This window comes from Pandoraea sp. SD6-2, assembly GCF_000389825.1.
Lineage (GTDB): Bacteria > Pseudomonadota > Gammaproteobacteria > Burkholderiales > Burkholderiaceae > Pandoraea > Pandoraea communis.
Map to the genome: position 1 here is coordinate 43139 of NZ_KB944439.1, position 25546 is coordinate 68684.

Below are 25546 nucleotides of genomic sequence, written 5' to 3' on the forward strand. Positions count from 1 at the left end.
TGCGAGACCCGTGTAGTATCGTGATCCGAACGTCTGTTGGCTATGGGTCAAGTCCTAAAGTCCATGTCAGACACTTTCCATTTCCGTTTCTTAACCTTTCTGACGCTTACGGGGCGATAGATGACCGAACCGATCGATACTACACCGGCCAACGCTGCCCAGATCACCGCCATGCAGGCATTGCGCGCGGCACTGCTCTCCCAACACAAGGTGCTGATTGCCAATGACCGCCAGCAATACGAAGCCGTCTTCGGGCCGGTGCCGACGGGACGCTTCGTGCAATTGCTGACGGAAGATGCCTGGTTCCGCTGGCTGGATCCGCTTTCGCGTCTGATCGTCGCGCTCGACGAGTGGCTCGAGCAGACGCCTCCGTTGGCCGAGGCGGGCATTGCGCTGGCCGATGAAGCCGCCAAGCTGTTCCGCAACGCCGACGCCGAGTTCGGCGAGCGCTACCGGCTGGCCTTGCAGCAGGCGCCCGACGCGGTGCTTGGCCAGCGTCAGGTCGTCGTGGCGCTGCGCGGCGTGCCGCAGTCACCGCCCGATGCGACGGGACAGACCGGCACGCCAATCGGGCAGGACGCCGATGGGGCGGCAAACAAGGGGAATGGCGCTTGAGCAGGGAGGGGGCAGACCGTCAAGCCGAATATTTGTTCCGGCGCTGACCGTTTTTTGGGCAATGATCTTGACAGCCCCTGTTCACGGGGCCTTCGAGAAGGTGGGGGCGGGTTATCCAGTAGGTTATCCACAAAGGGTGTGGACAACTTTCACCCTGGCAGTCCATGGCCGCCGGTCTCCTCACCTGCGATGTCCGAATCGGTGCCCGAAGCAACGGCTCGCTCGTTTTGTCAGAGACAGCGAGCGATCGAGATGACTGTCACTCCCGTCGTGTCGCTTAGCCGCGTGGCCAGAGTTCGGCGCGATGTGCCGTAATCGCCGCCACGACAATCTCGCGCATGCCATGCCCATCGGTGGCTTCGAGATGCTCGAGAATCGTCATGCGCATGCGCGGGGCCCAGAAGCGCCGCAGGTGGCCTGCAATGTTCTCGAGCGCCTCGCCGCGGTCGGGCATTGTCTCGAAGAAGTCCCCGATCTGATTGGCCATCTTGACCAGGTTGTCGGTGTCCATGATCTGTTCTGTCCCCTGAGTTCGTTCTCTGCCGTGTGATGCCGTGTGGTGTTCTGCGTGGCGTGGCCAATCTCGCGTCCGCCGCACCGTCTTCTGGCGTTAGACGGTGAAGCCCGCCGGAGCCCTCCGGCGCTGGACGCGGATTGTCTGTCACCGCGCCGCTTCGTAGATATCGCAGACCTCGCGGACATCCGGCAAAGCGGCGCGCGTTGCTTCCTTCGACAACTTAGCCCGGACTCGCTTCCGTCGTGCTATGCGCGTGTCCGAGGAACGCCTCCTGCTGACGGTTGAAGTCCGAGTACTGACGCTGCCATTCCGACGGTTGCGCCACCGGTGTGACCTGCACTGCCGTCACCTTGTACTCGGGGCAATTCGTCGCCCAGTCGGAGTTGTCGGTGGTGATGACGTTTGCGCCCGACTCCGGGAAGTGGAACGTCGTGTACACCACGCCCGGCTGCACGCGCTCGCTCACGACGGCGCGCAATACCGTCTCGCCGGCACGACTCTGAATGCCGACCCAGTCGCCGTCCTTCACGCCGCGCTCTTCGGCATCGTGCGGATGGATTTCGAGGCGGTCTTCGTCGTGCCAATGGACGTTGTCGGTGCGACGCGTCTGCGCGCCGACGTTGTATTGCGACAAAATCCGGCCGGTCGTGAGGATAAGCGGGAAACGGCGTGTGACCTTTTCGTCCGTCGGCACGTATTGCGTGATGAGGAACTTGCCTTTGCCGCGCACGAATTCGTCGATGTGCATGACGGGCGTGCCTTCCGGCGCGGCTTCGTTACACGGCCACTGCACGCTGCCCAGACGGTCGAGCTTCTCGTAGCTCACACCCGTGAACGTCGGCGTGAGTCGGGCGATCTCGTCCATGATCTCCGACGGATGCGAGTAGTTCATCTCGTAGCCCAGACGCTTGGCCAATTGGATCGTCACTTCCCAGTCGGCGTAACCGGCGCGCGGCGGCATGACCTGACGCACGCGTGAGATGCGGCGCTCTGCGTTGGTGAACGTGCCGTCCTTTTCGAGGAACGATGAGCCCGGCAGCAGCACGTGCGCATACTTCGCCGTCTCGTTCAGGAAGATGTCCTGCACGACGATGCACTCCATTTGTTCGAGTGCGTGGGTCACGTGTTGCGTGTTCGGGTCGGACTGCACGATGTCCTCGCCCTGGCAGTACAGACCCATGAAGGTGCCGGCGAGCGCTGCATCGAACATGTTCGGGATGCGCAGACCCGGTTCGGATTGCAACTCGACACCCCATTCGGCTTCGAACAGCGCACGGGCGCTTGAGTCCGACACGTGACGATAGCCGGGCAGTTCGTGCGGGAACGCGCCCATGTCGCACGAGCCTTGCACGTTGTTCTGACCGCGCAGCGGGTTCACGCCCACGCCCTCACGGCCGATGTTGCCGGTGGCCATGGCGAGGTTGGCGATGCCGATCACCGTCGTGGAGCCTTGTGCATGCTCCGTCACACCGAGACCGTAATAAATCGCCGCGTTGCCGCCTGTCGCGTACAGGCGCGCCGCACTGCGCACGAGATGCGCGGGCACACCAGTATGAGCCTCGGTAGCTTCGGGCGAGTTCTCGGCGCGGGTGATGAAATCACGCCACTGCTCGAACGCGCGATCCTCGCAGCGCTGCGCGATGAACGCATCGGCCATCAGGCCTTCCGTCACGATGACGTGCGCGAGTGCGTTGATGATCGCCACGTTCGTGCCCGGGCGCAGTTGCAGGTGATAGTCGGCCTTGATGTGCGGGCTCTTGACCAGATCGATGCGGCGCGGGTCGATCACGATCAGCTTGGCGCCTTCGCGCAGACGCTTCTTCATGCGCGAGCCGAACACCGGGTGGCCGTCGGTCGGGTTCGCGCCCATCACGAGGATCACATCCGACTGCTCGACAGACTTGAACGTCTGCGTGCCGGCCGATTCGCCGATGGTTGCCTTCAGGCCGTAGCCGGTCGGCGAGTGGCACACCCGTGCGCAGGTGTCGACATTGTTGTTGCCGAACGCGGCGCGCACGAGCTTCTGGACCAGATAGTCTTCTTCGTTCGTGCAGCGCGACGACACCAGACCGCCGATCGAGTCGCGCCCGTATTTGGCCTGAATGCGCTTGAACTCCGACGCCGCATAGTCGAGCGCTTCGTCCCACGACACTTCCTGCCACGGGTCGGTGATCGTCTTGCGAATTTTCGGCGTCAGGATACGGTCCTTGTGCGTGGCATAGCCCCAGGCAAAGCGGCCCTTCACGCAGGCGTGCCCTTCGTTGGCCTGTCCGTCCTTGTGCGGCACCATGCGCACGACTTCGTTACCCTTCATCTCCGCCTTGAACGAGCAACCCACGCCGCAATAGGCGCAAGTGGTGATCTTGGCGTGCTCGGCCTGACCGAGATGGATGACCGACTTTTCCTGCAATGTCGCGGTCGGGCAAGCGGCCACGCAGGCACCGCACGACACGCACTCCGAATCCATGAACGGCTGATCCTGACCCGGCGAGACGCGGGCTTCGAAGCCGCGGCCCGAGATCGTCAGCGCGAACGTGCCCTGCGTTTCTTCGCAGGCGCGCACGCACCGGTTGCAGACGATGCACTTCGAGGCGTCGTAGGTGAAGTACGGGTTCGATTCGTCTTTCTGTGTGTCGAAGTGATTGGCGCCATCGAAGCCGTAGCGCACTTCGCGCAGGCCCGTCACGCCCGCCATGTCCTGCAGCTCGCAGTCGCCGTTGGCCGCGCAAGTCAGGCAGTCGAGCGGGTGATCGGAGATATACAGCTCCATCACGCCTTTGCGCAGTTCTTGCAGCTTCGGGGATTGCGTGCGCACCTTCATGCCGGGCTCGACGGGCGTCGTGCACGACGCCGGGAAGCCGCGACGGCCTTCGATCTCGACGAGGCAGAGGCGGCAGGAACCGAACGGCTCGAGCGAGTCGGTGGCGCACAGCTTGGGTACGTTCACGCCGCCTTCGGAGGCAGCGCGCATGATCGAGGTGCCCGCGGGCACGGTGATCTGTTCGCCGTCGATCTCCAGCGTGACTTCCTTCGTCGATTCGCGGCGCGGGGTGCCGTAATCCTTATCAAACATCGGGTCCATCATGGTGGGCACTCTCCTAGGCGGCCTTGGTCGGCAGATTCGACGGTTCGGCCGCGCCGAAGTCTTCGGGGAAATGATTCAACGCAGACAGCACGGGGTAGGGCGTCATGCCGCCCATGGCGCACAGCGAACCCGCGAGCATCGTGTCGCACAGGTCGCGCAGCAGCTTGATCTGCTTGGGACGGTCGCGGCCGTCGATGATCCGGTCCATCACTTCGACGCCACGCGTCGAGCCGATACGGCACGGCGTGCACTTGCCGCACGATTCGATGGTGCAGAACTCCATGGCATAGCGCGCGAGCCTGGCCAGATCGACGGTGTCGTCGTGTGCCACGATGCCGCCGTGGCCGAGCACGGCCCAGAGGGCGGCGAACGCTTCATAGTCGAGCGGCGTATCCCATTGCGATTCGGGCAGATACGAGCCGAGCGGCCCCCCTACCTGTACCGCGCGCAGTGGCCGGCCGGTGATGGCGCCGCCGCCGTAGTCGTACAGGATTTCACGCAGCGTCACACCGAACGCCTTCTCGATGAGACCGCCGTATTTGATATTGCCGGCGAGTTGGATGGGCAACGTGCCGCGCGAGCGTCCCATGCCGAAGTTCTTGTAGAACTCTGCGCCGCGATCCATGATGATCGGCACCGAGGCGAGCGAAATCACGTTGTTGATGACCGTCGGCAGGCCGAACAGACCTTCGATGGCGGGCAGCGGCGGCTTGGCGCGCACTACGCCGCGCTTGCCTTCCAGGCTTTCGAGCAATGCGGTCTCTTCGCCGCAGACATACGCTCCTGCCGCCTTGCGGACTTCGAGATGGAACGTATGCCCCGAGCCCAGAATGTTCTCGCCGAGGTAGCCTGCCTTGTTGGCGTTGACGATGGCCTCGGCCAGCACGTCGATGGCGTGCGGATACTCGCTGCGCACATAGATGTAGCCGCGCGTGGCGCCCACGGCGATACCGGCAATCGTCATGCCCTCCACGAGGACCAACGGATCGCCTTCCATCAACATGCGGTCGGCGAACGTGCCGGAATCGCCTTCGTCGGCGTTACATACGATGTATTTCTGTGCGGCCGGTGTGTTCAGCACCGTCTTCCACTTGATGCCCGTCGGGAACGCCGCGCCGCCGCGACCGCGCAGGCCGGACTCGGTCACTTGCGCGACGATGGCTGCGCCGTCCAGCGCGAGCGCGTTGCGCAGGCCGCGATAACCGTCGTGAGCCACGTAATCATCGACCGAAACGGGATCGGTGATGCCTACGCGGGCGAACGTCAGACGTTCCTGCTTCTTGAAATACGGGATCTCTTCGGTCAGCCCAAGGGCGAGCGGATGATCGCCGCCGGCCGTGACGTTGGCGTCGAGCAGGCCGGGCACGTCGTCGACATCGACCGGTCCGTAGGCGACGCGCCCGGCGGGCGTGACGACTTCAAGCAGCGGTTCGAGCCAGAGCATGCCGCGCGTGCCGTTGCGTACCAGCTCGATATCGAGGCCGCGCTGCGCGGCTTGCGCCGTAATGGCTTCGGCAACTTCGTCGGCGCCGAGTGCGAGGGCGGCGGAGTCGCGCGGCAGATAAAGCCGCACCTTGCCGGGCGTCTTGGCGGGAGTAGAGGCTTGGCTCATGCGGCATCCTTGGCGCGGGCGACCAGACGGTCGAATTTCTCGGGGGTGACGCGCGCGTGCAGCTTGTCGTCGATCGTGATGGCGGGTGACGTCGCGCACTGGCCAAGGCAGTACACCGGCTCGAGCGAGACATCGCCGCAATGACTGTGCATGGTGCAGCCCAGCACCCGTTCCGCATGGGCCACGAGTGCGTCGGCGCCCATGCTCTGACACGCCTCGGCACGGCAGATCTGCACGACGTGACGCGTCGGCGCGCTGGTGCGGAAGTGGTGATAGAACGTGATCACGCCATGCACTTCGGCGCGAGAGAGATTGAGAGCGTCGGCGATGACAGGCACGGCATCCGGGGGTACGTAGCCGAAAGCTTCCTGAACGTCATGGAGGATCGGCAGAAGGGGGCCTTCCTGAGCCGCATGAACGTCCAGAATCGCTTGCACCGTCGCGATGGAAAAAGCCTCGCGCATGGCTGTTGTCTCCTGTTTGGCACACCGTGGGGAACGGTGCGCCTGAGGGTATGGGTTTATGTTCTTGTCCTGCCCCGGGGCGAGAGGCCCAATGGTCACATCCGGCGACGCTGCTCGGGTCTAGCGATCAGCGCGGCACCGGAAGAGCGTGCGGCACATAGCCCCCACCATATGCCGCACGGGCTCGGCCTCTCGCCCGTTGCTGACTTCCGTCAATCTTCGTCAAAGCTTTAGTACTGCGACTCGACAACCCCGCGCCGCGCTTCGATTCGCCCGATGGGCGGCGGCGCTTCGTCACACGTTCCCGGTCGCTTGGCAGGCCTGCGCCGGCTGTGTGGCGAAGCATCAGTATGTGAAACACGATATATGATATACGGTATACTTGCAATAGATCGAAGCCCGGTTTGGGAGGCTCGTTTACCCGAATTGGGGAGGGCAGAGATAAGAGGTGCGGCGCCATGCGCGCGAAGGAAGGGAGATGCGCAGGGTGGACGGGCAAAGAAAAAGCCAGCGACATTCGCATGTCACTGGCTTTTTTACGGCAGCGTCCGTTGCCGGACCGGATGCAGCGGCTGACCTTACTCGAGGAAGTCGCAGTGTTCTTCCACGAAGGCGGCCAGGCCCAGCGTGTGGTCGCGTGCGAGTTTCTCGGCGAGTTCGGTGTCGCGCTTCTCGAGTGCAGTGATGATCTTAAGGTGATCGACAATCGAGCGGGCGGCCCGATCGTTTTGAGCAATCGTCACCTTGCGGATGGCGCGCACGTGAATGAACAGGTTCTTGATCGTATTGGCAATGGCTTGCGAGCCACCAAGATTGATCAGGGCCTGATGGAAGTCGATGTTCGCGTCCGAATACTCTTCGATATGATCGGTCGGTGGTGCATTGACGAACTCATCGAACAGGTGACGTAGCTTGGCGATTTCTTCATCGCTCGCATGCAACGTGGCCAACCGCGCGGACATCCCTTCGAGGGCGGCCCACATCTGGATCATTTCAACGATTTCACGCTTGGTCTTGCGGATGATGAAAATGCCGCGGCGCGGTACCGTGCGCAGGAAGCCTTCTTGTTCCAGCAGGGTCATGGCTTCGCGAATCGGGGTGCGCGAAACGCCGAGCACCTGGATGAGCTGACGCTCGTCCAGGCGAATCTCTTCCTTCTGGTTATAGATATCGGCGTCGGCGATGGCTTTTTTCAGCAGCGCATACGCCTGATTGCGAAAACTCGTGGTGGTGTCGATCGGCTCCAGCGCGAGCGGAGTCACGCGCACCGGAGTTGGGGTGATCAGGGACATGCAATAGTCTCCTAGGTATTACGGCCCCTTCAGAGGCGCAATGCTTGCTGCCCCACGATGGTTGCCGACTTTGTGACGAGTTTACCCGATTCATTTGCCTGCGTGGTTTCCGCCAGGTACGCGAAACGGCCGTTCTGTTCGGACTTTTCGAGCATCGAGGCCGGCAGGGCGACGAAGAGGTGAACCATCGCAACACCGGCGGCAAGTGCGGAAGCAAGGGCAAGCAAAGTAAGCGCAGCGACTAACATGGTGACACTCCTGATAAACGGTTAACGGTCGTAATGTGGGGGAGAACTTGCTTTGCATTGTATGTCGCGCCGCAACAAGTCTCAAGATATACCACATACCGAATATCAAAATTTATCGTTTTTCGGGACGTTCTTTACGTCACTCTGCCTGTCCGTCGCCCGGAGTTGTCTCTTTTTCCGATAGTGTTCCTTGGGTCGATGATGGCGGTGTACCTCCTGGGATGTCCGTCAGGCTTGCGTTAGTGTGGATTTCGGGACGCGGGTGGCGTGCTCGATTTTCGAGGGAAGCGGTCATGCCTCCTTGCTGTGGCAAATCAACGTTATTGCGTTGCCGCGAAACCACATCCGGTGTGGTTTGCCTCAGCCGGATAAGCCGAGGGTCTCCGGCAAAAAATCGGCCGCGACCGGAGAACCGGCGGCGGCACGTTTGAGCGGCTGCGGGGCAGGGCGGCAGCGCGAACCGTTTCGCCGGTCGCGCCGACCATTTTTCCGTTCTCTCTATATAGAGAGAGAACCGCTGAATCCGGCGAGGCACAGTCGCGTGCCCCGCACTACGCCGTCTCGAAGCAACGGCGTCCGGTTCAGGCCGCCTTGGCCAATCGCTCCTGCGCGGCGGCGACCGCATCGGGCTGCGTCATGAACTCGCGCTGTTGAATGAGGGCGAGCACTACGTCGAGCGTTGGCGTCGGCACACCGGCGAGGCGTCCCATTTCCTGGACGACGGAGACAAGCGGATCGATTTCCATTGCGCGGCCGCGCTCGAGATCCTGGAGCATCGACGTCTTGTGCGCGCCGACAGCGCCCGCACCGTTGATGCGGCGCTCGACGTCAACGCGAAAGTGCACCCCGAACTTATCGCCGATCGCCTTGGCTTCGAGCATCATGGCGCGCGCGATGGCGCGCGTGCCCGGATCGCTGGCAATGATGTCGAGCGTGCCGTGCGTGAGTGCCGAAATCGGGTTGAAGCAGAGATTGCCCCAGAGCTTGAGCCAGATTTCATCGCGGATGTTCTCGCGAATGGGAGCGTCGAGTCCGCCGGCAATCATCAATTGCGAGAGCTTCTCCACGCGCTCGGTACGCTCGCCGCTGGCTTCGCCCAGCGGAAACTTATTCCCGTAGACATGCTGGATCACGCCCGGCGCAACCACTTCCGTGGCCGGGTAGACGACGCAGCCAATGGCGCGCTCCGGTCCGAGCTGACGCCACTGGCGGCCGCCCGGGTCGATGCTCTCCAGCGTCGTGCCCTCGAGCGCGCCGCCGTGCTTATAGAAGTACCAGTAGGGGATGCCGTTCACGGCCGTGACGACGGCCGTGTTCGGGCCGATCAAAGGCTGCATCGCGTCGAGTACCGCAGGGACCGAGTGGGCTTTCAGGGCGATGATCACGTAATCCTGCGGACCGAGTTCGCGCGGGTCGTCCGTGCAACGCAACTGGGCGACGCGTTCCTCGCCATCGATCAGCAGTTTGAGTCCGTGCTCGCGCATGGCGCTCAGGTGCGGGCCACGCGCCACCAGACTGACATCGGCTCCGGCGCGCGCGAGTTGCACGCCGAGATAGCCACCGATGGCACCGGCGCCATAGATGCAAATCTTCATGAAGTCTCTCCCTCCAAAGGTCAATCGAAACCTGGGCCTGGTACTGGCCGTTTATTTTTCTAATACCAAATGTTGTATATCGTATATCACAAGGAAGGCAGCGCCAAGCATTCTGGGCGCGACGAGCGTCATGGTTTCCCCGCAGATGCGCGAGAAATCGCGGTCCCGATGTGTGAGCCTGACCGGCATGAAAGGCACCGCCGAAATCGTCCCCCCGCGTCTGATGAGCGAATTATTACGGTGTATTACAGCGATGCCGGGGGATTGAGGAAATCGAGTTGTTGTGAGTAAAACTAACAAAAATATCGTCTTGTGCTGGTTTTGAAAAATAGCAAGGAGGCCGATGTAAAAAGGCTGCGCGCCTTATCTGGCAGGCTTCGTGGATCAGGTTAACTCCTTAGTGTTTTCGCATTGCGTTGTTGCGCCGCTCCGTCCTACAGTGGCGTTACTGTATCTAGCCGCCACTTAGGACAGTGCCTCGCGTGCCGTAGTTGTTTTCGCTGCAATGGACGAAAACGACTTCGGCACGCGAGGAGGAAAGCGAGGACAGCAATAAATTAGTGTTGACTTATATCTGATATATCGTATATTTCGTTCGGTATATTTGCGGGGAAAAGCAAGAGTCCCCGTAAGCATCAGAGACAAGTCGACGAGGCGAAGACCTCGTAAAGCATACCCAGGGGGCACAGATCCCATCCGGAAGGTGTTGTTGTTGTGAAGCTGCCAAACAACTGGAAACCGATGGAGGAGGTACAAGTGGAGACGACAAATCAACACGGTAAGCAATCCGTGTTCGCGAGCCCTTGGGTTCAGCTCGTGTTCGGCGTGATTTGCATGGCGATGATCGCCAATCTGCAGTATGGGTGGACGCTGTTCGTCAACCCGATCGATGAGAAGTATCACTGGGGCCGTACGGCCATTCAGGTCGCTTTCACGATTTTCGTCGTGACTGAGACTTGGCTGGTGCCGATCGAAGGGTATCTGGTCGACAAGTTCGGCCCGCGCCCGGTGGTGGTCGGGGGTGGTCTGTTGTGCGGTATTGCGTGGGTGTTGAATGCGTATGCATCCTCGCTGCCGATGTTGTATTTCGCAGCGGCGGTGGGCGGCGTGGGTGCCGGTGCGGTGTATGGCACCTGCGTGGGTAACGCGCTGAAGTGGTTCCCGGATCGTCGCGGTCTTGCCGCGGGCATTACCGCTGCCGGTTTCGGCGCCGGTTCGGCACTGACCGTGGTACCGATCGCCAACATGATCAAGTCCAGCGGCTACGAGAACACCTTCCTGACCTTCGGGCTGGGGCAGGGGATCATCGTGCTGGTGCTGGGTCTGGCGCTCGCCAGTCCGCCTGCATCGATCGAAGCACTCAAGAAGCTGGCCCCGGGCGCCATGCGCTACAACGCCAAGCCGACGGAAGTCATGCGCTCCCCGGTGTTCTGGCTGATGTATCTGATGTTCGTGCTGATGGCCGCCGGCGGTCTGATGGCAACGGCACAGCTCGGCCCGATCGCCAAGGACTACGGTCTGGATCAGGCACCTGTCTCGCTTCTGGGTCTCACACTGCCCGCACTCACCTTCGCACTGGCCATCGACCGTGTGCTCAACGGGGTGACGCGTCCGGTGTTCGGCTGGATATCGGACAAGATCGGTCGCGAAAACACGATGTTCATCGCCTTTGCGATGGAAGCCGTGGGGATCTACGCACTGGCGAAGTATGGCCAGCACCCGGTGGCCTTCGTGCTGCTGACTGGCCTGGTGTTCTTCGCCTGGGGCGAGATCTACAGCTTGTTCCCGGCGACCTGCGCCGACACGTATGGCTCGAAGTATGCCGCCACCAACGCGGGGATGCTGTACACCGCGAAGGGGACCGCCGCTTTGCTGGTGCCCTTCTCAAGTGTCATCACCTCGATGACCGGTAGCTGGCAGGCCGTGTTCATGGTCGCCTGTGCCATGAACGCCTTCGCCGCCTTCCTTGCCTTGTTCGTCCTCAAGCCGATGCGTGCCCGTCTGGCACAGCGTTACGCCAGTGACTTCAAGGAGCAATCCAGTGAGCCGGTCGTGAAAGCTGCGGATCTGAGCCGCAGCACCACGTAACGCGCACTGACTAAGCGAAGACGCAGACTGGCTGGCTTGATTAGCGAAATGTTTGACCGGCGTGCAATCCGTGCCCTCGCGGGCCCGGTTGCACGACCGGATGAGCAAGTAGAGAAGCAGTACAGGAATACCCACTAATCGTCAGACAAGACGACGCAACACTGAAACCGGAAAATTTGGAGGAGAGAATTATGTCCATTGCGATGACCGTGCCAGTCGGCAAGGCGGAAAACGACACCGCGGGCGACACGCTCAAAGACACCAGCCGACACGCGAACATCGTGTCCGAGGCAGAAACGACGGATGGTTTTCATCTGGTCATCGATGCCCTGAAAGCGAACGACATCGACACCATCTTCGGTCTGGTGGGGATTCCCATCACCGATCTGGCTCGCCTCGCGCAAGCCGAAGGCATGCGTTTCATCGGCTTCCGCCACGAACAGCATGCCGGCCACGCGGCCGCTATCGCCGGCTTCATGACGCAAAAGCCCGGCATCTGCCTGACCGTCTCCGCCCCTGGCTTCCTGAATGGCCTGACGGCACTCGCCAACGCGACCACCAATTGCTTCCCGATGATCCTGATCAGCGGTTCGAGCGAACGTGAGATCGTCGATCTGCAGCAGGGCGACTACGAAGAAATGGACCAACTCAATGCGGCCAAGCCGTATTGCAAGGCCGCATACCGCGTGCTGCACGCCGAAGATATCGGTGTTGGCCTGGCTCGCGCGATCCGCGCGGCCGTGTCGGGCCGTCCGGGCGGCGTCTATCTGGATCTGCCGGCCAAGCTGCTCGCGCAGACCATCGACGCTCAAAAGGCGAAGGACTCGCTGATTCGCGTGATCGACGCCGCACCGCGTCAGATCCCCGCGCCGGATGCCGTCCAGCGCGCGCTTGACGTCATCAAGGGCGCCAAGCGTCCGCTGATTCTGCTGGGCAAGGGCGCGGCCTACGCGCAGGCCGACGCCGACATTCGTGCCCTCATCGAGAAGACCGGCATTCCATATCTGCCGATGTCGATGGCCAAGGGGCTGCTGCCCGACACGCATGAGCAATCGGCATCGGCCGCGCGCTCGTTCGTGTTGCAAGAGGCCGATGTCGTCGTGCTGATCGGTGCGCGCCTGAACTGGCTGCTCGCCCACGGCAAGGGCAAGACGTGGGGCTCGGCACCGAAGAAGTTCGTGCAGATCGATATCTCGCCGACGGAAATCGACAGCAACGTCGCGATTGCCGCGCCGGTTATCGGCGACATCGGTTCGTGCGTGTCGGCATTGCTCGCGGGCGTTGACAGCAAGTTCGGCAAGCCGTCCGCCGAGTGGACGGGCGCCATTGCAGAGCGCAAGAGCAAGAACCTGGCCAAGATGGCGGCAACGCTTGCCCAGAACCCGTCGCCGATGAACTTCCACAGTGCACTTGGCGCGATTCGCGACGTGCTCAAGCAGCATCCGGACATCAACCTCGTCAACGAAGGCGCGAACACGCTCGACTACGCGCGGGCCATCATCGACCAGTACCAGCCGCGCAAGCGCTTCGACTCGGGTACCTGGGGCGTGATGGGCATCGGCATGGGCTTCGCCATCGGCGCTGCTGTGACGAGCGGCCAGCCGGTCGTCGCCATCGAAGGTGACAGCGCGTTCGGCTTCAGCGGCATGGAACTCGAAACCATCTGCCGTTACGAGCTGCCGGTGACCACCATCATCTTCAACAACAACGGCGTGTATCGCGGCACCGACGTCAATCCGACGGGCGGCAAGGACGTGGCGCCGACCGTGTTCGTGAAGGGCGCGCGCTACGACAAGATGATCGAAGCCTTCGGTGGCGTTGGCTACAACGTCACCACGCCGGAAGAACTGACGAAGGCGCTGAAGGAAGCCATCGCGGCAGGCAAGCCGGCCCTCATCAATGCCGTCATCGACGAAGCCGCGGGCACCGAAAGCGGTCGTCTGACGAACCTGAATCCGCAAAGCGCGGCGATGAAAAAGTAATCCGAGTCAATCAAGGAGACATGACATGAGCAAACCCCTCGAAGGTATCAAGATCATCGACTTCACGCACGTGCAAGCCGGCCCCGCCTGCACGCAGTTGCTGGCCTGGTTCGGTGCGGACGTCATCAAGGTGGAGCGCCCCGGATCGGGCGACGTCACGCGTAGCCAACTGCGCGACATCCCCGACGCCGATGCCTTGTACTTCACGATGCTCAACAGCAACAAGCGCTCGTTGACGCTGGATACGAAGACGCCGGAAGGCAAGGAAGTGCTCGAGAAGCTGGTGAAGGAATCGGACGTGCTCGTCGAGAACTTCGCACCGGGCGCCCTCGATCGCATGGGCTTCACGTGGGAGCGTCTGAACGAACTGAACCCGAAGCTGATCGTCGCATCGGTCAAGGGCTTCTCGGACGGCCACCACTACGACGACCTGAAGGTCTACGAGAACGTGGCGCAGTGCGCCGGCGGCGCCGCCTCGACGACCGGTTTCTGGGACGGTCCCCCGACGGTGTCGGCTGCTGCACTCGGCGACAGCAACACCGGTATGCACCTGGCCATCGGTATTCTGACGGCACTCATCGGCCGTGGCCAGACGGGCCGCGGTCAGAAGGTGGCCGTCTCGATGCAGGATTCGGTTATCAACCTGTGCCGCGTGAAGCTGCGCGACCAACAGCGTCTGGACCGTGTCGGTTACCTCGAAGAGTATCCGCAGTACCCGCATGGCGAATTCAGCGATGTGGTGCCGCGCGGCGGTAACGCGGGCGGTGGCGGTCAGCCGGGCTGGGTGCTCAAGTGCAAGGGCTGGGAGACGGACCCGAACGCGTACATCTACTTCACGATTCAGGGTCACGCCTGGGAGCCGATCTGCCGCGCGCTGGGCAAACCGGAATGGATCAGCGATCCGAACTACGCCACGGCGCAGGCGCGTCAGCCGCACATCTTCGACATCTTCGCGACCATCGAAGCCTGGCTGGCCGACAAGACGAAGTACGAAGCCGTGGACATCCTGCGCAAGTTCGACATTCCTTGCGCTCCGGTGCTGTCGATGAAGGAAATCGCGAACGACCCGTCGCTGCGCGCCTCGGGCACGATCGTGGAAGTGCCGCACAAGGAACGTGGTACGTACCTGACCGTTGGCAGCCCGATCAAGTTCTCGGGCCTGAAGCCGGAAATCACGGGCTCGCCGCTGCTGGGTGAACACACCGACGAGATCCTGTCCGAGCTGGGTTACAGCAAGGATCAGATCGCGAACCTGCATACGTCGCGCTCGGTGTAAATTCCGCTCGCAGACGGTGCGTCGCATGCGCCAAAGCCGCCCTCGGGCGGTGGCGGTGCCTGCGCGCCCGCGAAGGGGTTCATGGGTGCGGCTCTGCTCGGAGCGGGCACCCATTTTTATTTTCGGGACGGTGCTGTCCTCTAATTGATGTAATTTATTGGCATGTTTGGCAGCCATGTCAGGCGCATTCCCCACAAGAGCATTGGAGACATCATGAGTGCATCCGTCGACGTCAGTCAGTTGGTACAGGTGGTGGGCGACGCCATCGTCGTGGCCGACCCGCAGAACATCATCACGCTCTGGAATTCCGGTGCACAGAAGATGTTCGGCTTCTCGGCGGCCGAGGCGGTAGGGCAGCCGCTGGACATCATCATTCCCGAGCGGCTGCGCGCACGTCACAACGAAGGCTATGCCAAGACGATGGACACGGGCCAGACCAAGTACGGCAGCGACCTGTTGAAAGTGCCCGCTGCGCATAAGGACGGCCGTGCCATGTCGATTGCGTTCACGGTGGCGCTGCTGCATGGCGCCGGCGGCGAAGTGACCGGCATCGTCGCTGTGATTCGCGACGAGACGGCGCGCTTCCAGGAGGACCGGCAATTGCGCAAGCGCGTGGCGGAACTGGAGGCGAAGTTGGCGGCAACGGCAGGCTGATCGCCCGGACGCACCCGGCAGCGACCGAGCGTCACCCGGAAGTCAATGAAGCACCGATTTGCGACCCTCCATGGAGAGGCGAGCGAATCGGTGCTTTTTTGTTTCTCGGGCGATGACAGTGCGCTGGTCAGGACTTTTTGAGTATTTTGTATTCAATATATTAAAAGTAGCTTTAGTGAATACTTCCCGCCGACGGTTGAATCTGGGGGCCGCGGCGCATGCCTGTAAACCCGTAGGCGGGGTGCTTCACGCATGCGGTGTTGCACCGCATTTTCCCTTTATTCATGCGGGTTTTGACCATTTCTGACGCCTCGACATCGCGAAACGGCCAATGGCATAGGCAACAAAAAGCCGTTGATAAAATATCGTGTATGAAATACCGTATATCACAATAATGGATCAGCGACAGGCGGGGCGCCCGAAGCGGCGACGGCCTTCGTGAGATCCCGCGAGGCCCGCGTACCGATTCGTTTCGCATACCAATTACATAAACGCCGTCGCATCAGGAGGAGACAAACCATGTTCACCGTCGCCAGCTTCCGGCACGAAGCCAGCCCCACGTGTGGCGCACACGCACAGCAGACACCGGCGTGTGCCGCGAGCCAATTTTCGGTGTACGTCCCGGGCGCAAGTGCCCAGGCTGCCTGCTGAACGGAGACGACCATGGGCAAGGCACTCGAAGGTGTGCGCATTCTCGACTTCACGCACGTGCAGTCCGGTCCGACCTGCACGCAGTTGCTGGCTTGGTTCGGCGCCGACGTGATCAAGATCGAACGCGCCGGACATGGCGACGTCACGCGCGATCAACTGCGTGACATTCCCGACGCGGACAGCCTCTACTTCACGATGCTCAACAGCAACAAGCGTTCGATCACGCTCGATACCAAGCACCCCGAAGGCAAGGCGGTGCTCGAGCGCATGATTCGCGACTGCGACGTGCTCGTGGAGAACTTCGCACCCGGTGCGCTCGATCGCATGGGCTTCACGTGGGAGCACATCCACGCGCTGAACCCGCGCATGATCGTGGCGTCGGTCAAGGGCTTCGGCCCCGGTCCGTATCAGGACTGCAAGGTCTACGAAAACGTGGCGCAGTGCGTGGGCGGTGCGGCATCGACGACCGGCTTCGACGATGGCCCGCCCATGGTGACGGGAGCGCAGATCGGCGACTCCGGCACGGGCTTGCACCTGGCGCTGGGTATCGTCACGGCGCTGTATCAGCGCACGATGACGGGGCAGGGGCAGCGCGTGCTGACCGCGATGCAGGACGGCGTGCTGAATCTGTGTCGTGTGAAGCTGCGCGATCAACAGCGTTTGGAGCGTGCGCGAGTGATGGAAGAGTATCCGCAGTTCCCGAACGGTCAGTTCGGCGATGCGGTGCCGCGTGCCGGCAACGCGTCGGGCGGTGGTCAGCCGGGTTGGATTCTCAAGTGCCAGGGCTGGGAGACGGACCCGAACGCGTACATCTACTTCATCACGCAGGCGCCCGTGTGGGGTTCGATCTGCAAGGTGATCGGCAAGCCCGAATGGGTCGAGCATCCGGAGTACGCCACACCTCGTGCGCGTCTGCCGCGGCTGCGCGAAATCTTCGACACGATCGAGCAGTGGACCATGACGAAGACGAAGTTCGAAGTCATGGCCATTCTCAACGAGTACGACATTCCGTGTGGCCCGATTCTCTCGATGAAGGAAATCGCAGAAGACATGTCGCTGCGCGAGACCGGGACCATTGTCGAAGTCGATCACCCGAAGCGCGGCAAGTACCTCACCGTCGGCAACCCGATCAAGCTCTCGGACAGTCCCACGCATGTGGAGCGTTCGCCGTTGCTCGGCGAGCACACGGACGACGTGCTCTCCGAATTCGGCTTCAGCGCGCAACAGATCGCCGCCTTGCGCGAAGTCGGCGCAGTGTAAGCGGCGCCGGACGGGCGCAAGTGTCTGCACGAGGCAGATGTGAACGACTCAAGACATCGAGCCCGGCGCGCGCGCGGCGAATCCTGCCGTGCTGCCGGGCCGTTACAGGAATGGCAAACGCATGAAGCTCTGGACCCGTTTCAAGACCGCACATGGCCGCATCGGCTTCGGCCTGCTGCAGGGCGATCACATTCTCGAACATCGCGGCAGTCTTTTCGATCAGCCGATTGCCACGGGCGCGACGATTGCCCGCGACGCCGTCGATCTGCTGTGCCCCTGCGAGCCCTCGAAAATCGTGGCGCTGTGGAACAACTTTCACGCGCTCGGCGCGAAGCTCGGCAAGGCCGCGCCGTCGCATCCGCTCTTCCTCATCAAACCTGCGACGTCGCTCTCCGGACCCGACGCCGTGATTCGTCGTCCGGCGTCGTATGCCGGCAAGATCGTTTTCGAGGGCGAGCTTGGCGTGGTGATCGGCAAGCGCGCGAGCAACGTGAGCGAGGAAGCCGCCCGCGATTACATCCTCGGCTACACGTTGGTCAACGACGTCACCGCCGCTGAAATCATCGAGCAAGACGGCAACTTCGCACAGTGGACGCGGGCCAAGGGCTTCGACACGTTCGGCTGTATCGGCCCGGTCATTGCGCAGGATTTCGACTGGCGCGAGGCGGAACTGGTCACGCGCCTCGACGGCACGGAGCGTCAGCGCTACGCGCTCGCCGACATGATCTTCAACCCGTGGCAACTCGTCGCGCGTCTCTCACAGGACATGACGCTGCTGCCGGGCGACGTGATCGCGGTGGGCACATCGCTCGGCGTCGGCTCGATGAAAGAGGGCGCGCTGGTGGAAGTGAGCATCGACGGACTGGGGACGTTGGCCAATCGTATGGGCGGCTGACGAAGCAACCGATTTCACGGTGGTCGGCCGGGGTGGCAATGGCCTGAGTCGATCGCCCTTTTTCATTCGGCAGATTCGGCACGCCCCGGATCTGCCCGGCGCGGGGCGGCCCGATCGGCACCGGAGGCAGCGTGGCTTTTCCCCCTGCCTTCGGGCGGCGGCACGGGGCTCTTGTACGCCATCATGCCGTCGATGCGTTCGGCGCCTTCGGCCAGCAGGAATTCCCGGAAGGCCTGCGCAACCGGTGGCAGCCGCTTGCTGCGGCGATGCACGACGTACCAGCTTTGCCACGCGGGAAAGCCCTGCACGTCGAGCACCGTCAACTGGCCGGTCTGCAGTTCCATGCCGACGGTATGCGCCGACAGGAAGCTGATGCCCATACCTGCCACGACCGCTTGCTTGATGGTTTCCGTGCTGGCGATTTCCATCGTGATCTTCAGTTGCTGGGTGCGATGACCGAACGCGTCTTGCAGGGAATTCCAGGTGTCGGATCCGCGCTCGCGGCTGATGAACGGTTCTTGCGCGAGTCGCGAAAACGGAATCTGGCGTTCACCGGCGAGCGGATGATCGGGCGGCGCCACGATGACATAGGGGTGGGGCGCGAAGGCTTCGTTGATCGTGTCGATCTCGTGGGGCGGACGTACCATCACGGCCAGATCCGTGAGGTTTTCGCTGAGCTGGTGCAACAGTTCCTCGCGGTTGTGCACCGTAAGACCCAACGTCACGCCGGGATATCGCACGGTAAACGCGGCGAGCAGCCGAGGGAAGAAATAGTCGCCCGCGCTGATGACGGCCACGTTGAGTTTGCCGCCCGTAATGCCCTTGAGGTGATCCATTGCCTCTTCGGTTTCGCGAAAGAGCGCAATGATCGCGCGGCTGTAGTGAAGCATTTCGCTGCCCGCCGGGGTCAGGAAGATTTTCTTGCCCAGTTGCTCGAAGAGCGGGAGTCCGGCGTGTGTCTCAAGTTGCTTGACCTGTGTCGAGACGGCCGGTTGTGTGAGGTGCAATTCTTCGGCGGCGCGCGAAAAGCTCAGATGGCGCGCGACGGCTTCGAAGACCTTCAACTGACGGAGCGTGGCGTGTTTCATGCGGCGGGCTTTCGGAGTTCGAGGCGTGCGGCGGAACGGTTTCCGCTCGCGAAGTGCGATTGAGGAAGTATAAGTAATCGTTGATGGTTTGCATAATTAACTTTAACTGTCTTTTATGGGTTGGGCTGCGTAATCTGCAATGGCAGGCCCGCATGAAAGTGATGTGACAGCAAAGCGCCGGTGACATGTCGCGTCAGGCGAGAGCGGGTTCGCGTGTTCTGGAGACGATCACTGTTTTGGGAGAGCGCCATCATGTCTGTCATCGAAACGCATATCAAACCCGCCGCCCTGGCACCGGTTGCCAACGCCCATCTGCATGCGTTCAACAACGCATTCGTCGAGTTGGGGCTGGACTGGTATTGGGATCACCACACGTACACCCGTTTGTTGCATACGACCGGGAATCAAGATTTGCCGCTGGCGTACCTTGAAGGCGCTTCGGCGCAGGCGTTGCGCATGGCTGAACTGGTGCTGATCGGGGCCTATCTCGACGGACACCAGCCGCATCTGCTGCGCGCCTACGAGCCGGAGTTCCTGTGCGACCTGATTCATTGCACGAAGGTGCGTTGCTTCGAAGCGGCCAATGACGGGCGTTCGATGCAGCCCGCGCGAGCCGCAGTGGCCTGAGTTTCACAACACGACAGGGGCTCAGACCCCGAGACAATAACTATGCATATTGGCATTCCAAAGGAGACGGCCGGCGGCGAATCCCGCGTCGCGGCCACACCGGAAACGGTGAAGAAGCTGGTGAGCGCAGGGCATCGCGTCACCGTGGAGCGTGGCGCCGGCGATGCCGCGAGCGTGCCCGATGCGGCGTATGTCGCCGCGGGCGCGTCGAGCGGCAGCGCGGCCGAGACGCTTGGCGCCGAACTGGTGCTCAAGGTCCGCGCGCCGTCGGTTGCGGAAGTTGCCCAGATCCCGCGCGGCAGCGTGGTCGTCGGCATGCTCAATCCGTTCGATGCCGAGAACAACGCTCGCATGGCGGCGGCCGGCATCGTCGGCTTCGCTTTGGAAGCCGCGCCGCGGACCACGCGTGCGCAAAGCATGGACGTGCTGTCCTCACAGGCCAACATCGCCGGCTACAAAGCCGTGATGCTCGCCGCCAATCTCTATCAACGCTTCATGCCCATGCTCATGACGGCGGCCGGCACGGTCAAGGCCGCACGGCTGGTCGTGCTGGGCGCGGGTGTTGCGGGCTTGCAGGCCATTGCCACGGCCAAGCGTCTGGGTGCGGTGATCGAAGCGTCGGACGTGCGTCCCGCCGTGCGCGAGCAGATCGAATCGCTCGGCGCCAAGTTCATCGACGTCCCCTTTGAAACCGACGAAGAACGCGAGATCGCCAAGGGCGTGGGCGGCTATGCCCGCCCGATGCCCGCCGCGTGGCTCGCGCGTCAGGCGCAACTGGTGCACACCCGTCTCACGCAGGCCGACATCGTGATCTCCACCGCGCTGATTCCGGGGCGCGCCGCGCCAACGCTCATCAGTGAAGACACCGTCAAGGCGATGAAGCCGGGCTCGGTCATCATCGATCTGGCGGCCGGACGCGGCGCGAACGGGGGCGGCAACTGCCCGCTGTCGGTCGCCGACGAGGTCGTCAAAGTCCACGGCGTGACGATTGCCGGGTACACCAACCTCGCTGGCATGGTCGCGGCAGACGCTTCTGCACTGTACGCACGTAACGTGCTCGACTTCCTGAAGCTGGTGATCGACAAGGAAGGCAAGCTCGTCATCGATACCAACGACGACATCGTTGCCGCGTGCCTGATGTGCCGCGACGGTGAAGTGCTGCGTGCAGCTTAAGGGGGGAGTCACAACCATGGAAATGATCAATCACACGGTGATCAATCTGATCATCTTCGTGCTGGCGGTGTACGTCGGCTATCACGTGGTGTGGAACGTCACGCCTGCGCTGCACACGCCGCTCATGGCGGTGACGAACGCGATCTCGGCCATCGTGATCGTGGGGGCGATGCTCGCGGCGGGCCTGACCGAAGGCAGTCTCGGCAAGACGATGGGGGTGGTTGCGGTGGCACTTGCTGCGGTGAACGTGTTCGGGGGCTTCCTCGTCACGCAGCGCATGCTCGAAATGTTCAAGAAGAAAGACAAGCCGGCAAAGGCTGCGGCTAATGACGAAGCAGCAAAGGGAGCGCACTGACATGAGCATGAATCTTGTGACGCTGTTGTATCTGGTCGCGTCGATCTGTTTCATTCAGGCGCTCAAGGGCTTGTCGAATCCGAAAATGGCGCGTCGCGGCAACGCGTTCGGCATGATCGGCATGACGATTGCCGCGCTCACGACCCTCGCGCTGATCTTCGAACTGCGCAAGCTCTCGAACGGCAATTTTTCGGGCCTCGGGCTGATTCTCGCGGGCCTCGTCGTCGGCGGCGGTATTGGCGCGTATGTCGCGCGCAAGGTCGAGATGACCAAGATGCCGGAGCTGGTCGCGGCGATGCACTCGCTGATCGGTCTGGCGGCCGTGTGTATCGCGGTGGCCGCCGTCGCCGAACCGGCTGCGTTCGGCATCGTTGCGGCGGGTCAACCGCTGCCGCCGGGCAACCGCATCGAGCTGTTCATCGGCACGTTCGTCGGCGCGATCACGTTCTCGGGCTCGGTCATTGCCTTCGGCAAACTCTCGGGCAAGTACAAGTTCCGCCTGTTCCAGGGCGCACCGGTGGTCTTCAAAGGCCAGCATATGGTGAACCTGGCGCTCGCGATTGCGATGCTCGGCTTCGGCGGCGCGTTCTTCGTCTCGCAGAGCTGGACGCCGTTCGTCATCATGACGGCCATTGCTTTCGTGCTGGGTGTGCTCATCATCATCCCGATTGGCGGGGCCGACATGCCGGTCGTGGTGTCGATGCTGAACTCGTACTCCGGCTGGGCCGCCGCAGGCATCGGCTTCTCGCTGAACAACCCGATGCTCATCATCGCGGGTTCGCTGGTTGGCTCGTCAGGCGCGATTCTCTCGTACATCATGTGCCGCGCCATGAATCGCTCGTTCTTCAACGTGATTCTCGGCGGCTTCGGGGCAACGCCCGGCGCAAGCGCAGCGGGCGGCGAGCAACAGCAGCGCCCGGTGAAATCGGGCTCGCCGGATGACGCCGCGTTCCTCATGAGCAACGCCGAATCGCTGGTGATCGTGCCGGGTTACGGTCTGGCGGTGGCTCGTGCGCAGCACGCGCTCAAGGAACTGACCGACAAGCTGATCGAGAAGGGCGTGAGCGTGCGTTATGCGATCCACCCGGTGGCGGGCCGTATGCCGGGCCACATGAACGTGCTGCTCGCCGAAGCCGAAGTGCCATACGATCAAGTGCTGGAAATGGACGAGATCAACGGCGAATTCGGCCAGACGGACGTGGTGCTGGTGCTCGGTGCGAACGACGTGGTGAACCCGGCGGCAAAGAACGATCCGCAATCGCCGATTGCCGGGATGCCGATTCTTGAGGCGTACAAGGCCAAGACGATCATCGTCAACAAGCGTTCGATGGCGGCGGGTTACGCCGGGCTGGATAACGACCTGTTCTATCTCGACAAGACCATGATGGTCTTCGGCGATGCGAAGAAGGTGGTGGAGGAGATGGTCAAAGCGGCGGCTTGACCCGATCGATCGGCTTGATCGGGGTATCACCGGGGCGCGCCGCCGGATGCGGCGCGCCAACGTCATTTCAATGACTCGTTTGCTCACTTTCTGGCAGGGCACAAGCACATGAACGTATCGCTGAGACAACTCAAGGTCTTCATGGTCGTGGCGCGCAGCAAGAACTTCAGCCGCGCGGGCGCCGAGATCGGCCTGACACAACCGGCCATCAGCCGCTGCATCAACGAACTGGAAGGGCAACTTGGCCTGCGCCTTGTCGACCGCACCACGCGCGAGGTCGCGCTGACCGATGCGGGGATCACGCTCGCAGGCAGTCTCGACCGTGTGCTCGACGAACTCGAGATCGCGCTGTTGCAGACGCACGGTGCCGAAGCACGCACGACCGGTCGCGTACGCATCGGCGCCGCACCGACGATCTCCGCGACGCTGCTGCCGCGCGTGCTGCTGGCATCGCAGGCGACGTACCCGGATATCGCACTTGCGCTCGTCGACCAGATGCAACGGGCAGTGCTCGATAGCGTGCGCGCCGGCGACGTGGACTTCGGCATCGTGGTCGCCCCGCAAGGCGCGGACGATCTCACGACCGAGCATCTGATGAGCGAGCCGTTCTGTCTGGTGTGCCGCAGCGATCATCCGCTCGCCTCACAGGCGGCTGTGCACTGGTCCGAACTCTCGGGCGAAAACCTGGTGCTGCTCAATCAGAGTTCGGGCAGCCGTCCGTTGATCGACCGCGCGCTGACGACCCAGAAGGTGCAGGGCACGATCACACAGGAACTGGGCCATGTGAGCACCATCTTCCGCATGGTGCAGGAAGGACTGGGGATAAGCGTGCTGCCGCCGCTGGCGTTGCCGCTGCCGGAGAATTCGACACTGGCCGTGCGTCCGCTGTTGCCTGCCTTCGAGCGCAATATCGTGCTCGTGCGCCGCAAGAACCGCTCGCTCTCGCCGGTGGCGCACACGGTGTGGGAACTGATTCACCGCGTTGTTCGGGAACGCAACAAGGGGTTCGCAATAGGGGCGGAGCGTCACGTTGCTGCTGCGGCCCCTTCGGGGAATTGAATCTCCGATTCGAATCAATGACTTGCGTCCTGTCATCAAGGACTTTTCCACAGACTTGAACACAAAATCTGTGGATAAATCGGCAGCGCTTGCGGGCCATTTGCCTGCGGGGACGCCCGTCTGATCGCTTCTGCCGAAAACGCCATACCGATCAATCGCTTGGCGATTTTCCCGCGCTCGTTGTCCACAGCCTTGTGAACAAAAACGGTGGATAACTCGCGCCTCATCGCGTGCGGGGGTGACGTCGACTCCCGACAGGTTCGTGTCGGATTGCCAAGATGCTCCGGCGCGCGGATGCACAGCACTGCCACACGGCGTGCGTTAGAATTCCTGACCTGAACGGCTCCGCATCGCGCCGGGGCTTCGCCAGTCTTTTCTTCAAACGACAACGCAGTTTTCTCTGTCGCCATGTTCGCCGCGTCGGGCGAGGTGGCGCGCGGTGCTGGCATGGCAAGCGCCGAAGCCATTGCGGTCATGGCGCGGCTTGCCTATCTGGGACTGCTTGCCGGACCGGTGCTGATCGGGGCGATTGCCCACGGTATCAGCTTGCCGGTGGCGCTGGGCGCGGGGCTGCTGTGCATCGTACCGATCGCCTTGCTCGCGCCGAAAATGCTGGCAGGGGCGGACGGGCGCGCAACGCAGCACTGAAACGCCGCGTGCGCACCGAACCCATTTACTTCAGTGTGACGGACACTTCGCCGATGCCGTCGATCGTGCCGCTCAGTTTGCCTTTGCCACTCGCGGGGATCATGCCGACGTACGAGCCGCAGGTGATGATGGCGCCTGCGCGCATGGTGATGCCGCGCTTGCCGTTGTGATTGACTAGCCACGTGAGCAGGGTGCGCGGGTCGCCACCGGTGTTGCCGGTGTGCGCCGGGGTGAGGTCGGTGCCGTCGAGCGAGAACCTGAGTTTCGGCGTCAGGTAGTTGAGCGATGCATCGTAGTCACGGCCGCTGCCGATCACCAGCGCACCGTTGTTCTGCAAATCGGCGAGCGTGAATCGGCTGTCAAGTCCTTTCGATGCGAAGCGACTGTCAGTGATTTCAATCGTAGCCAGCGTTTCGCCGACAAACATCATGGCCGCTCGCTCGTCGTAGTTGCCCGGCTTGATGTCGCGTGCCAGACGGAACGCGATTTCCAGTTCCAGTCCCGGGCGGAAGAAGTCGTCGAGGGCCAGCGTACCGCCTGCATCGCTCACGACGGATGCCGGAATCGGCGCGCAATTCGGAAGGTCCGACGGCTTTTTGGCACCCACTTTCCACGCAGCAATCGTCTCGCCGAGCAGGTCGAGCGTGCGCAACTGCACGGCATAGGCAGCGCCAGCGTCGGCCGGGAGCAGCGCCGGCGCGGGCGCGTCGATCGGCGTGTCGCCGCGACGGGTATCGGCCAGCAGTTGGGCCAGCGATTCGACAGCGGCTTGATTCTCGAACATGTTGCAGGTCTCCTGAGGGAAGGGCGATGCGCCAGGCATTTGCCGGCAGCACGTAGCCCCACATCGTATACAAAATTCATGCGCCATTGCGCAGTGCAGCGAACGTGACGGCTACTTAGTGAAAACACCACCTAACG

23 protein-coding genes are annotated in these 25546 nt (G+C 62.3%); 13 read left to right on the top strand and 10 right to left on the bottom strand.

Features of this window, described 5'->3' with window-relative positions:
- Positions 1-120 precede the first annotated feature (120 nt).
- The gene (locus C266_RS11255; protein WP_010806378.1) at positions 121-615 is read left to right on the top strand and encodes a hypothetical protein; all 495 of its coding nucleotides are present in this window, start codon (positions 121-123) and stop codon (positions 613-615) included.
- Positions 616-892: 277 nt separating this feature from the next.
- Here the strand turns inward: C266_RS11255 and C266_RS11260 are convergent, their stop codons facing one another.
- From C266_RS11260 to C266_RS11290, 7 genes are all read right to left on the bottom strand, one after another.
- Complete coding sequence (locus tag C266_RS11260; protein WP_010806379.1) at positions 893-1126, bottom strand: formate dehydrogenase subunit delta; 234 nt, start codon at positions 1124-1126, stop codon at positions 893-895.
- 226 nt (positions 1127-1352) lie between these two features.
- Positions 1353-4217 carry a formate dehydrogenase subunit alpha gene (gene fdhF, locus C266_RS11265; protein WP_010806380.1) on the bottom strand — a complete coding sequence of 955 codons (2865 nt, stop codon included), beginning with the start codon at positions 4215-4217 and terminating at the stop codon, positions 1353-1355.
- Between the two features lie 13 nt (positions 4218-4230).
- Positions 4231-5829, bottom strand: coding sequence for an NADH-quinone oxidoreductase subunit NuoF (locus C266_RS11270; RefSeq protein ID WP_010806381.1), 1599 nt, complete (start codon positions 5827-5829; stop codon positions 4231-4233).
- A complete protein-coding gene (locus tag C266_RS11275; protein ID WP_010806382.1) occupies positions 5826-6293 on the bottom strand; it encodes a formate dehydrogenase subunit gamma in 468 nt (155 codons plus the stop codon). The genes C266_RS11270 and C266_RS11275 overlap by 4 nt, the downstream gene beginning before the upstream one ends.
- A gap of 578 nt (positions 6294-6871) precedes the next feature.
- Complete coding sequence (locus tag C266_RS11280) at positions 6872-7585, bottom strand: GntR family transcriptional regulator (protein ID WP_010806383.1); 714 nt, start codon at positions 7583-7585, stop codon at positions 6872-6874.
- A 29-nt stretch (positions 7586-7614) separates the two neighbouring features.
- Complete coding sequence (locus tag C266_RS11285) at positions 7615-7833, bottom strand: hypothetical protein (protein WP_010806384.1); 219 nt, start codon at positions 7831-7833, stop codon at positions 7615-7617.
- Between the two features lie 581 nt (positions 7834-8414).
- Positions 8415-9428, bottom strand: coding sequence for a 2-dehydropantoate 2-reductase (locus tag C266_RS11290; RefSeq protein ID WP_010806385.1), 1014 nt, complete (start codon positions 9426-9428; stop codon positions 8415-8417).
- Positions 9429-10169: 741 nt separating this feature from the next.
- Between C266_RS11290 and oxlT the strand changes: the two genes are divergently transcribed.
- The 6 genes from oxlT to C266_RS11320 all read left to right on the top strand — a co-directional run bounded on the left by oxlT (position 10170) and on the right by C266_RS11320 (position 18234).
- On the top strand, positions 10170-11516 hold the full coding sequence (gene oxlT / locus C266_RS11295; protein ID WP_010806386.1) for an oxalate/formate MFS antiporter: 1347 nt from the start codon (positions 10170-10172) through the stop codon (positions 11514-11516).
- A gap of 191 nt (positions 11517-11707) precedes the next feature.
- Positions 11708-13498, top strand: coding sequence for an oxalyl-CoA decarboxylase (gene oxc, locus C266_RS11300; RefSeq protein WP_010806387.1), 1791 nt, complete (start codon positions 11708-11710; stop codon positions 13496-13498).
- Between the two features lie 25 nt (positions 13499-13523).
- Positions 13524-14774, top strand: coding sequence for a formyl-CoA transferase (gene frc / locus C266_RS11305; protein ID WP_010806388.1), 1251 nt, complete (start codon positions 13524-13526; stop codon positions 14772-14774).
- A 213-nt stretch (positions 14775-14987) separates the two neighbouring features.
- Entirely contained in the window at positions 14988-15428 is a 441-nt protein-coding gene (locus C266_RS11310) for a PAS domain S-box protein (protein WP_010806389.1), read from the top strand.
- 663 nt (positions 15429-16091) lie between these two features.
- Positions 16092-17339 carry a formyl-CoA transferase gene (gene frc, locus C266_RS11315; protein WP_010806390.1) on the top strand — a complete coding sequence of 416 codons (1248 nt, stop codon included), beginning with the start codon at positions 16092-16094 and terminating at the stop codon, positions 17337-17339.
- Between the two features lie 121 nt (positions 17340-17460).
- Entirely contained in the window at positions 17461-18234 is a 774-nt protein-coding gene (locus C266_RS11320; protein WP_010806391.1) for a fumarylacetoacetate hydrolase family protein, read from the top strand.
- Between the two features lie 62 nt (positions 18235-18296).
- On the opposite strand, the gene C266_RS11325 is transcribed toward C266_RS11320, so the two are convergent.
- A complete protein-coding gene (locus C266_RS11325; protein WP_010806392.1) occupies positions 18297-19322 on the bottom strand; it encodes a LysR family transcriptional regulator in 1026 nt (341 codons plus the stop codon).
- 252 nt (positions 19323-19574) lie between these two features.
- Between C266_RS11325 and C266_RS11330 the strand changes: the two genes are divergently transcribed.
- The 5 genes from C266_RS11330 (at position 19575) to C266_RS11350 (ending at position 23977) form a co-directional block, all read left to right on the top strand.
- Positions 19575-19949 (top strand): hypothetical protein, encoded by a 375-nt coding sequence (locus tag C266_RS11330; protein WP_010806393.1) that lies wholly within the window; start codon positions 19575-19577, stop codon positions 19947-19949.
- Between the two features lie 42 nt (positions 19950-19991).
- Complete coding sequence (locus C266_RS11335; RefSeq protein WP_010806394.1) at positions 19992-21122, top strand: Re/Si-specific NAD(P)(+) transhydrogenase subunit alpha; 1131 nt, start codon at positions 19992-19994, stop codon at positions 21120-21122.
- A gap of 16 nt (positions 21123-21138) precedes the next feature.
- Positions 21139-21477, top strand: coding sequence for an NAD(P) transhydrogenase subunit alpha (locus tag C266_RS11340; RefSeq protein ID WP_010806395.1), 339 nt, complete (start codon positions 21139-21141; stop codon positions 21475-21477).
- Between the two features lies 1 nt (position 21478).
- Positions 21479-22918, top strand: coding sequence for an NAD(P)(+) transhydrogenase (Re/Si-specific) subunit beta (locus C266_RS11345; protein WP_010806396.1), 1440 nt, complete (start codon positions 21479-21481; stop codon positions 22916-22918).
- Between the two features lie 108 nt (positions 22919-23026).
- Positions 23027-23977, top strand: coding sequence for a LysR family transcriptional regulator (locus tag C266_RS11350; protein ID WP_010806397.1), 951 nt, complete (start codon positions 23027-23029; stop codon positions 23975-23977).
- 35 nt (positions 23978-24012) lie between these two features.
- On the opposite strand, the gene C266_RS27435 is transcribed toward C266_RS11350, so the two are convergent.
- Positions 24013-24426 (bottom strand): hypothetical protein, encoded by a 414-nt coding sequence (locus C266_RS27435; protein ID WP_144265790.1) that lies wholly within the window; start codon positions 24424-24426, stop codon positions 24013-24015.
- On the opposite strand from C266_RS27435, the gene C266_RS11355 reads away from it, so the two are divergent.
- Positions 24425-24625, top strand: coding sequence for a hypothetical protein (locus tag C266_RS11355; RefSeq protein ID WP_144265791.1), 201 nt, complete (start codon positions 24425-24427; stop codon positions 24623-24625). The two genes, C266_RS27435 and C266_RS11355, sit on opposite strands and share 2 nt — an antisense overlap.
- Positions 24626-24650: 25 nt before the next feature.
- Here the strand turns inward: C266_RS11355 and C266_RS11360 are convergent, their stop codons facing one another.
- Positions 24651-25409: a 2-keto-4-pentenoate hydratase gene (locus C266_RS11360; RefSeq protein WP_010806399.1), complete on the bottom strand. Its 759-nt coding sequence runs from the start codon at positions 25407-25409 to the stop codon at positions 24651-24653.
- Positions 25410-25546 lie beyond the last annotated feature (137 nt).

Bases quoted from the DNA above. Each gene is read 5' to 3' on its own strand.
- C266_RS11255 (WP_010806378.1), top strand. From the start codon at position 121: ATGACCGAACCGATCGATACTACACCGGCCAACGCTGCCCAGATCACC.
- C266_RS11260 (WP_010806379.1), bottom strand. From the start codon at position 1,126: ATGGACACCGACAACCTGGTCAAGATGGCCAATCAGATCGGGGACTTC.
- fdhF (WP_010806380.1), bottom strand. From the start codon at position 4,217: ATGATGGACCCGATGTTTGATAAGGATTACGGCACCCCGCGCCGCGAA.
- C266_RS11270 (WP_010806381.1), bottom strand. From the start codon at position 5,829: ATGAGCCAAGCCTCTACTCCCGCCAAGACGCCCGGCAAGGTGCGGCTT.
- C266_RS11275 (WP_010806382.1), bottom strand. From the start codon at position 6,293: ATGCGCGAGGCTTTTTCCATCGCGACGGTGCAAGCGATTCTGGACGTT.
- C266_RS11280 (WP_010806383.1), bottom strand. From the start codon at position 7,585: ATGTCCCTGATCACCCCAACTCCGGTGCGCGTGACTCCGCTCGCGCTG.
- C266_RS11285 (WP_010806384.1), bottom strand. From the start codon at position 7,833: ATGTTAGTCGCTGCGCTTACTTTGCTTGCCCTTGCTTCCGCACTTGCC.
- C266_RS11290 (WP_010806385.1), bottom strand. From the start codon at position 9,428: ATGAAGATTTGCATCTATGGCGCCGGTGCCATCGGTGGCTATCTCGGC.
- oxlT (WP_010806386.1), top strand. From the start codon at position 10,170: ATGGAGGAGGTACAAGTGGAGACGACAAATCAACACGGTAAGCAATCC.
- oxc (WP_010806387.1), top strand. From the start codon at position 11,708: ATGTCCATTGCGATGACCGTGCCAGTCGGCAAGGCGGAAAACGACACC.
- frc (WP_010806388.1), top strand. From the start codon at position 13,524: ATGAGCAAACCCCTCGAAGGTATCAAGATCATCGACTTCACGCACGTG.
- C266_RS11310 (WP_010806389.1), top strand. From the start codon at position 14,988: ATGAGTGCATCCGTCGACGTCAGTCAGTTGGTACAGGTGGTGGGCGAC.
- frc (WP_010806390.1), top strand. From the start codon at position 16,092: ATGGGCAAGGCACTCGAAGGTGTGCGCATTCTCGACTTCACGCACGTG.
- C266_RS11320 (WP_010806391.1), top strand. From the start codon at position 17,461: ATGAAGCTCTGGACCCGTTTCAAGACCGCACATGGCCGCATCGGCTTC.
- C266_RS11325 (WP_010806392.1), bottom strand. From the start codon at position 19,322: ATGAAACACGCCACGCTCCGTCAGTTGAAGGTCTTCGAAGCCGTCGCG.
- C266_RS11330 (WP_010806393.1), top strand. From the start codon at position 19,575: ATGTCTGTCATCGAAACGCATATCAAACCCGCCGCCCTGGCACCGGTT.
- C266_RS11335 (WP_010806394.1), top strand. From the start codon at position 19,992: ATGCATATTGGCATTCCAAAGGAGACGGCCGGCGGCGAATCCCGCGTC.
- C266_RS11340 (WP_010806395.1), top strand. From the start codon at position 21,139: ATGGAAATGATCAATCACACGGTGATCAATCTGATCATCTTCGTGCTG.
- C266_RS11345 (WP_010806396.1), top strand. From the start codon at position 21,479: ATGAGCATGAATCTTGTGACGCTGTTGTATCTGGTCGCGTCGATCTGT.
- C266_RS11350 (WP_010806397.1), top strand. From the start codon at position 23,027: ATGAACGTATCGCTGAGACAACTCAAGGTCTTCATGGTCGTGGCGCGC.
- C266_RS11355 (WP_144265791.1), top strand. From the start codon at position 24,425: ATGGCAAGCGCCGAAGCCATTGCGGTCATGGCGCGGCTTGCCTATCTG.
- C266_RS27435 (WP_144265790.1), bottom strand. From the start codon at position 24,426: ATGCCAGCACCGCGCGCCACCTCGCCCGACGCGGCGAACATGGCGACA.
- C266_RS11360 (WP_010806399.1), bottom strand. From the start codon at position 25,409: ATGTTCGAGAATCAAGCCGCTGTCGAATCGCTGGCCCAACTGCTGGCC.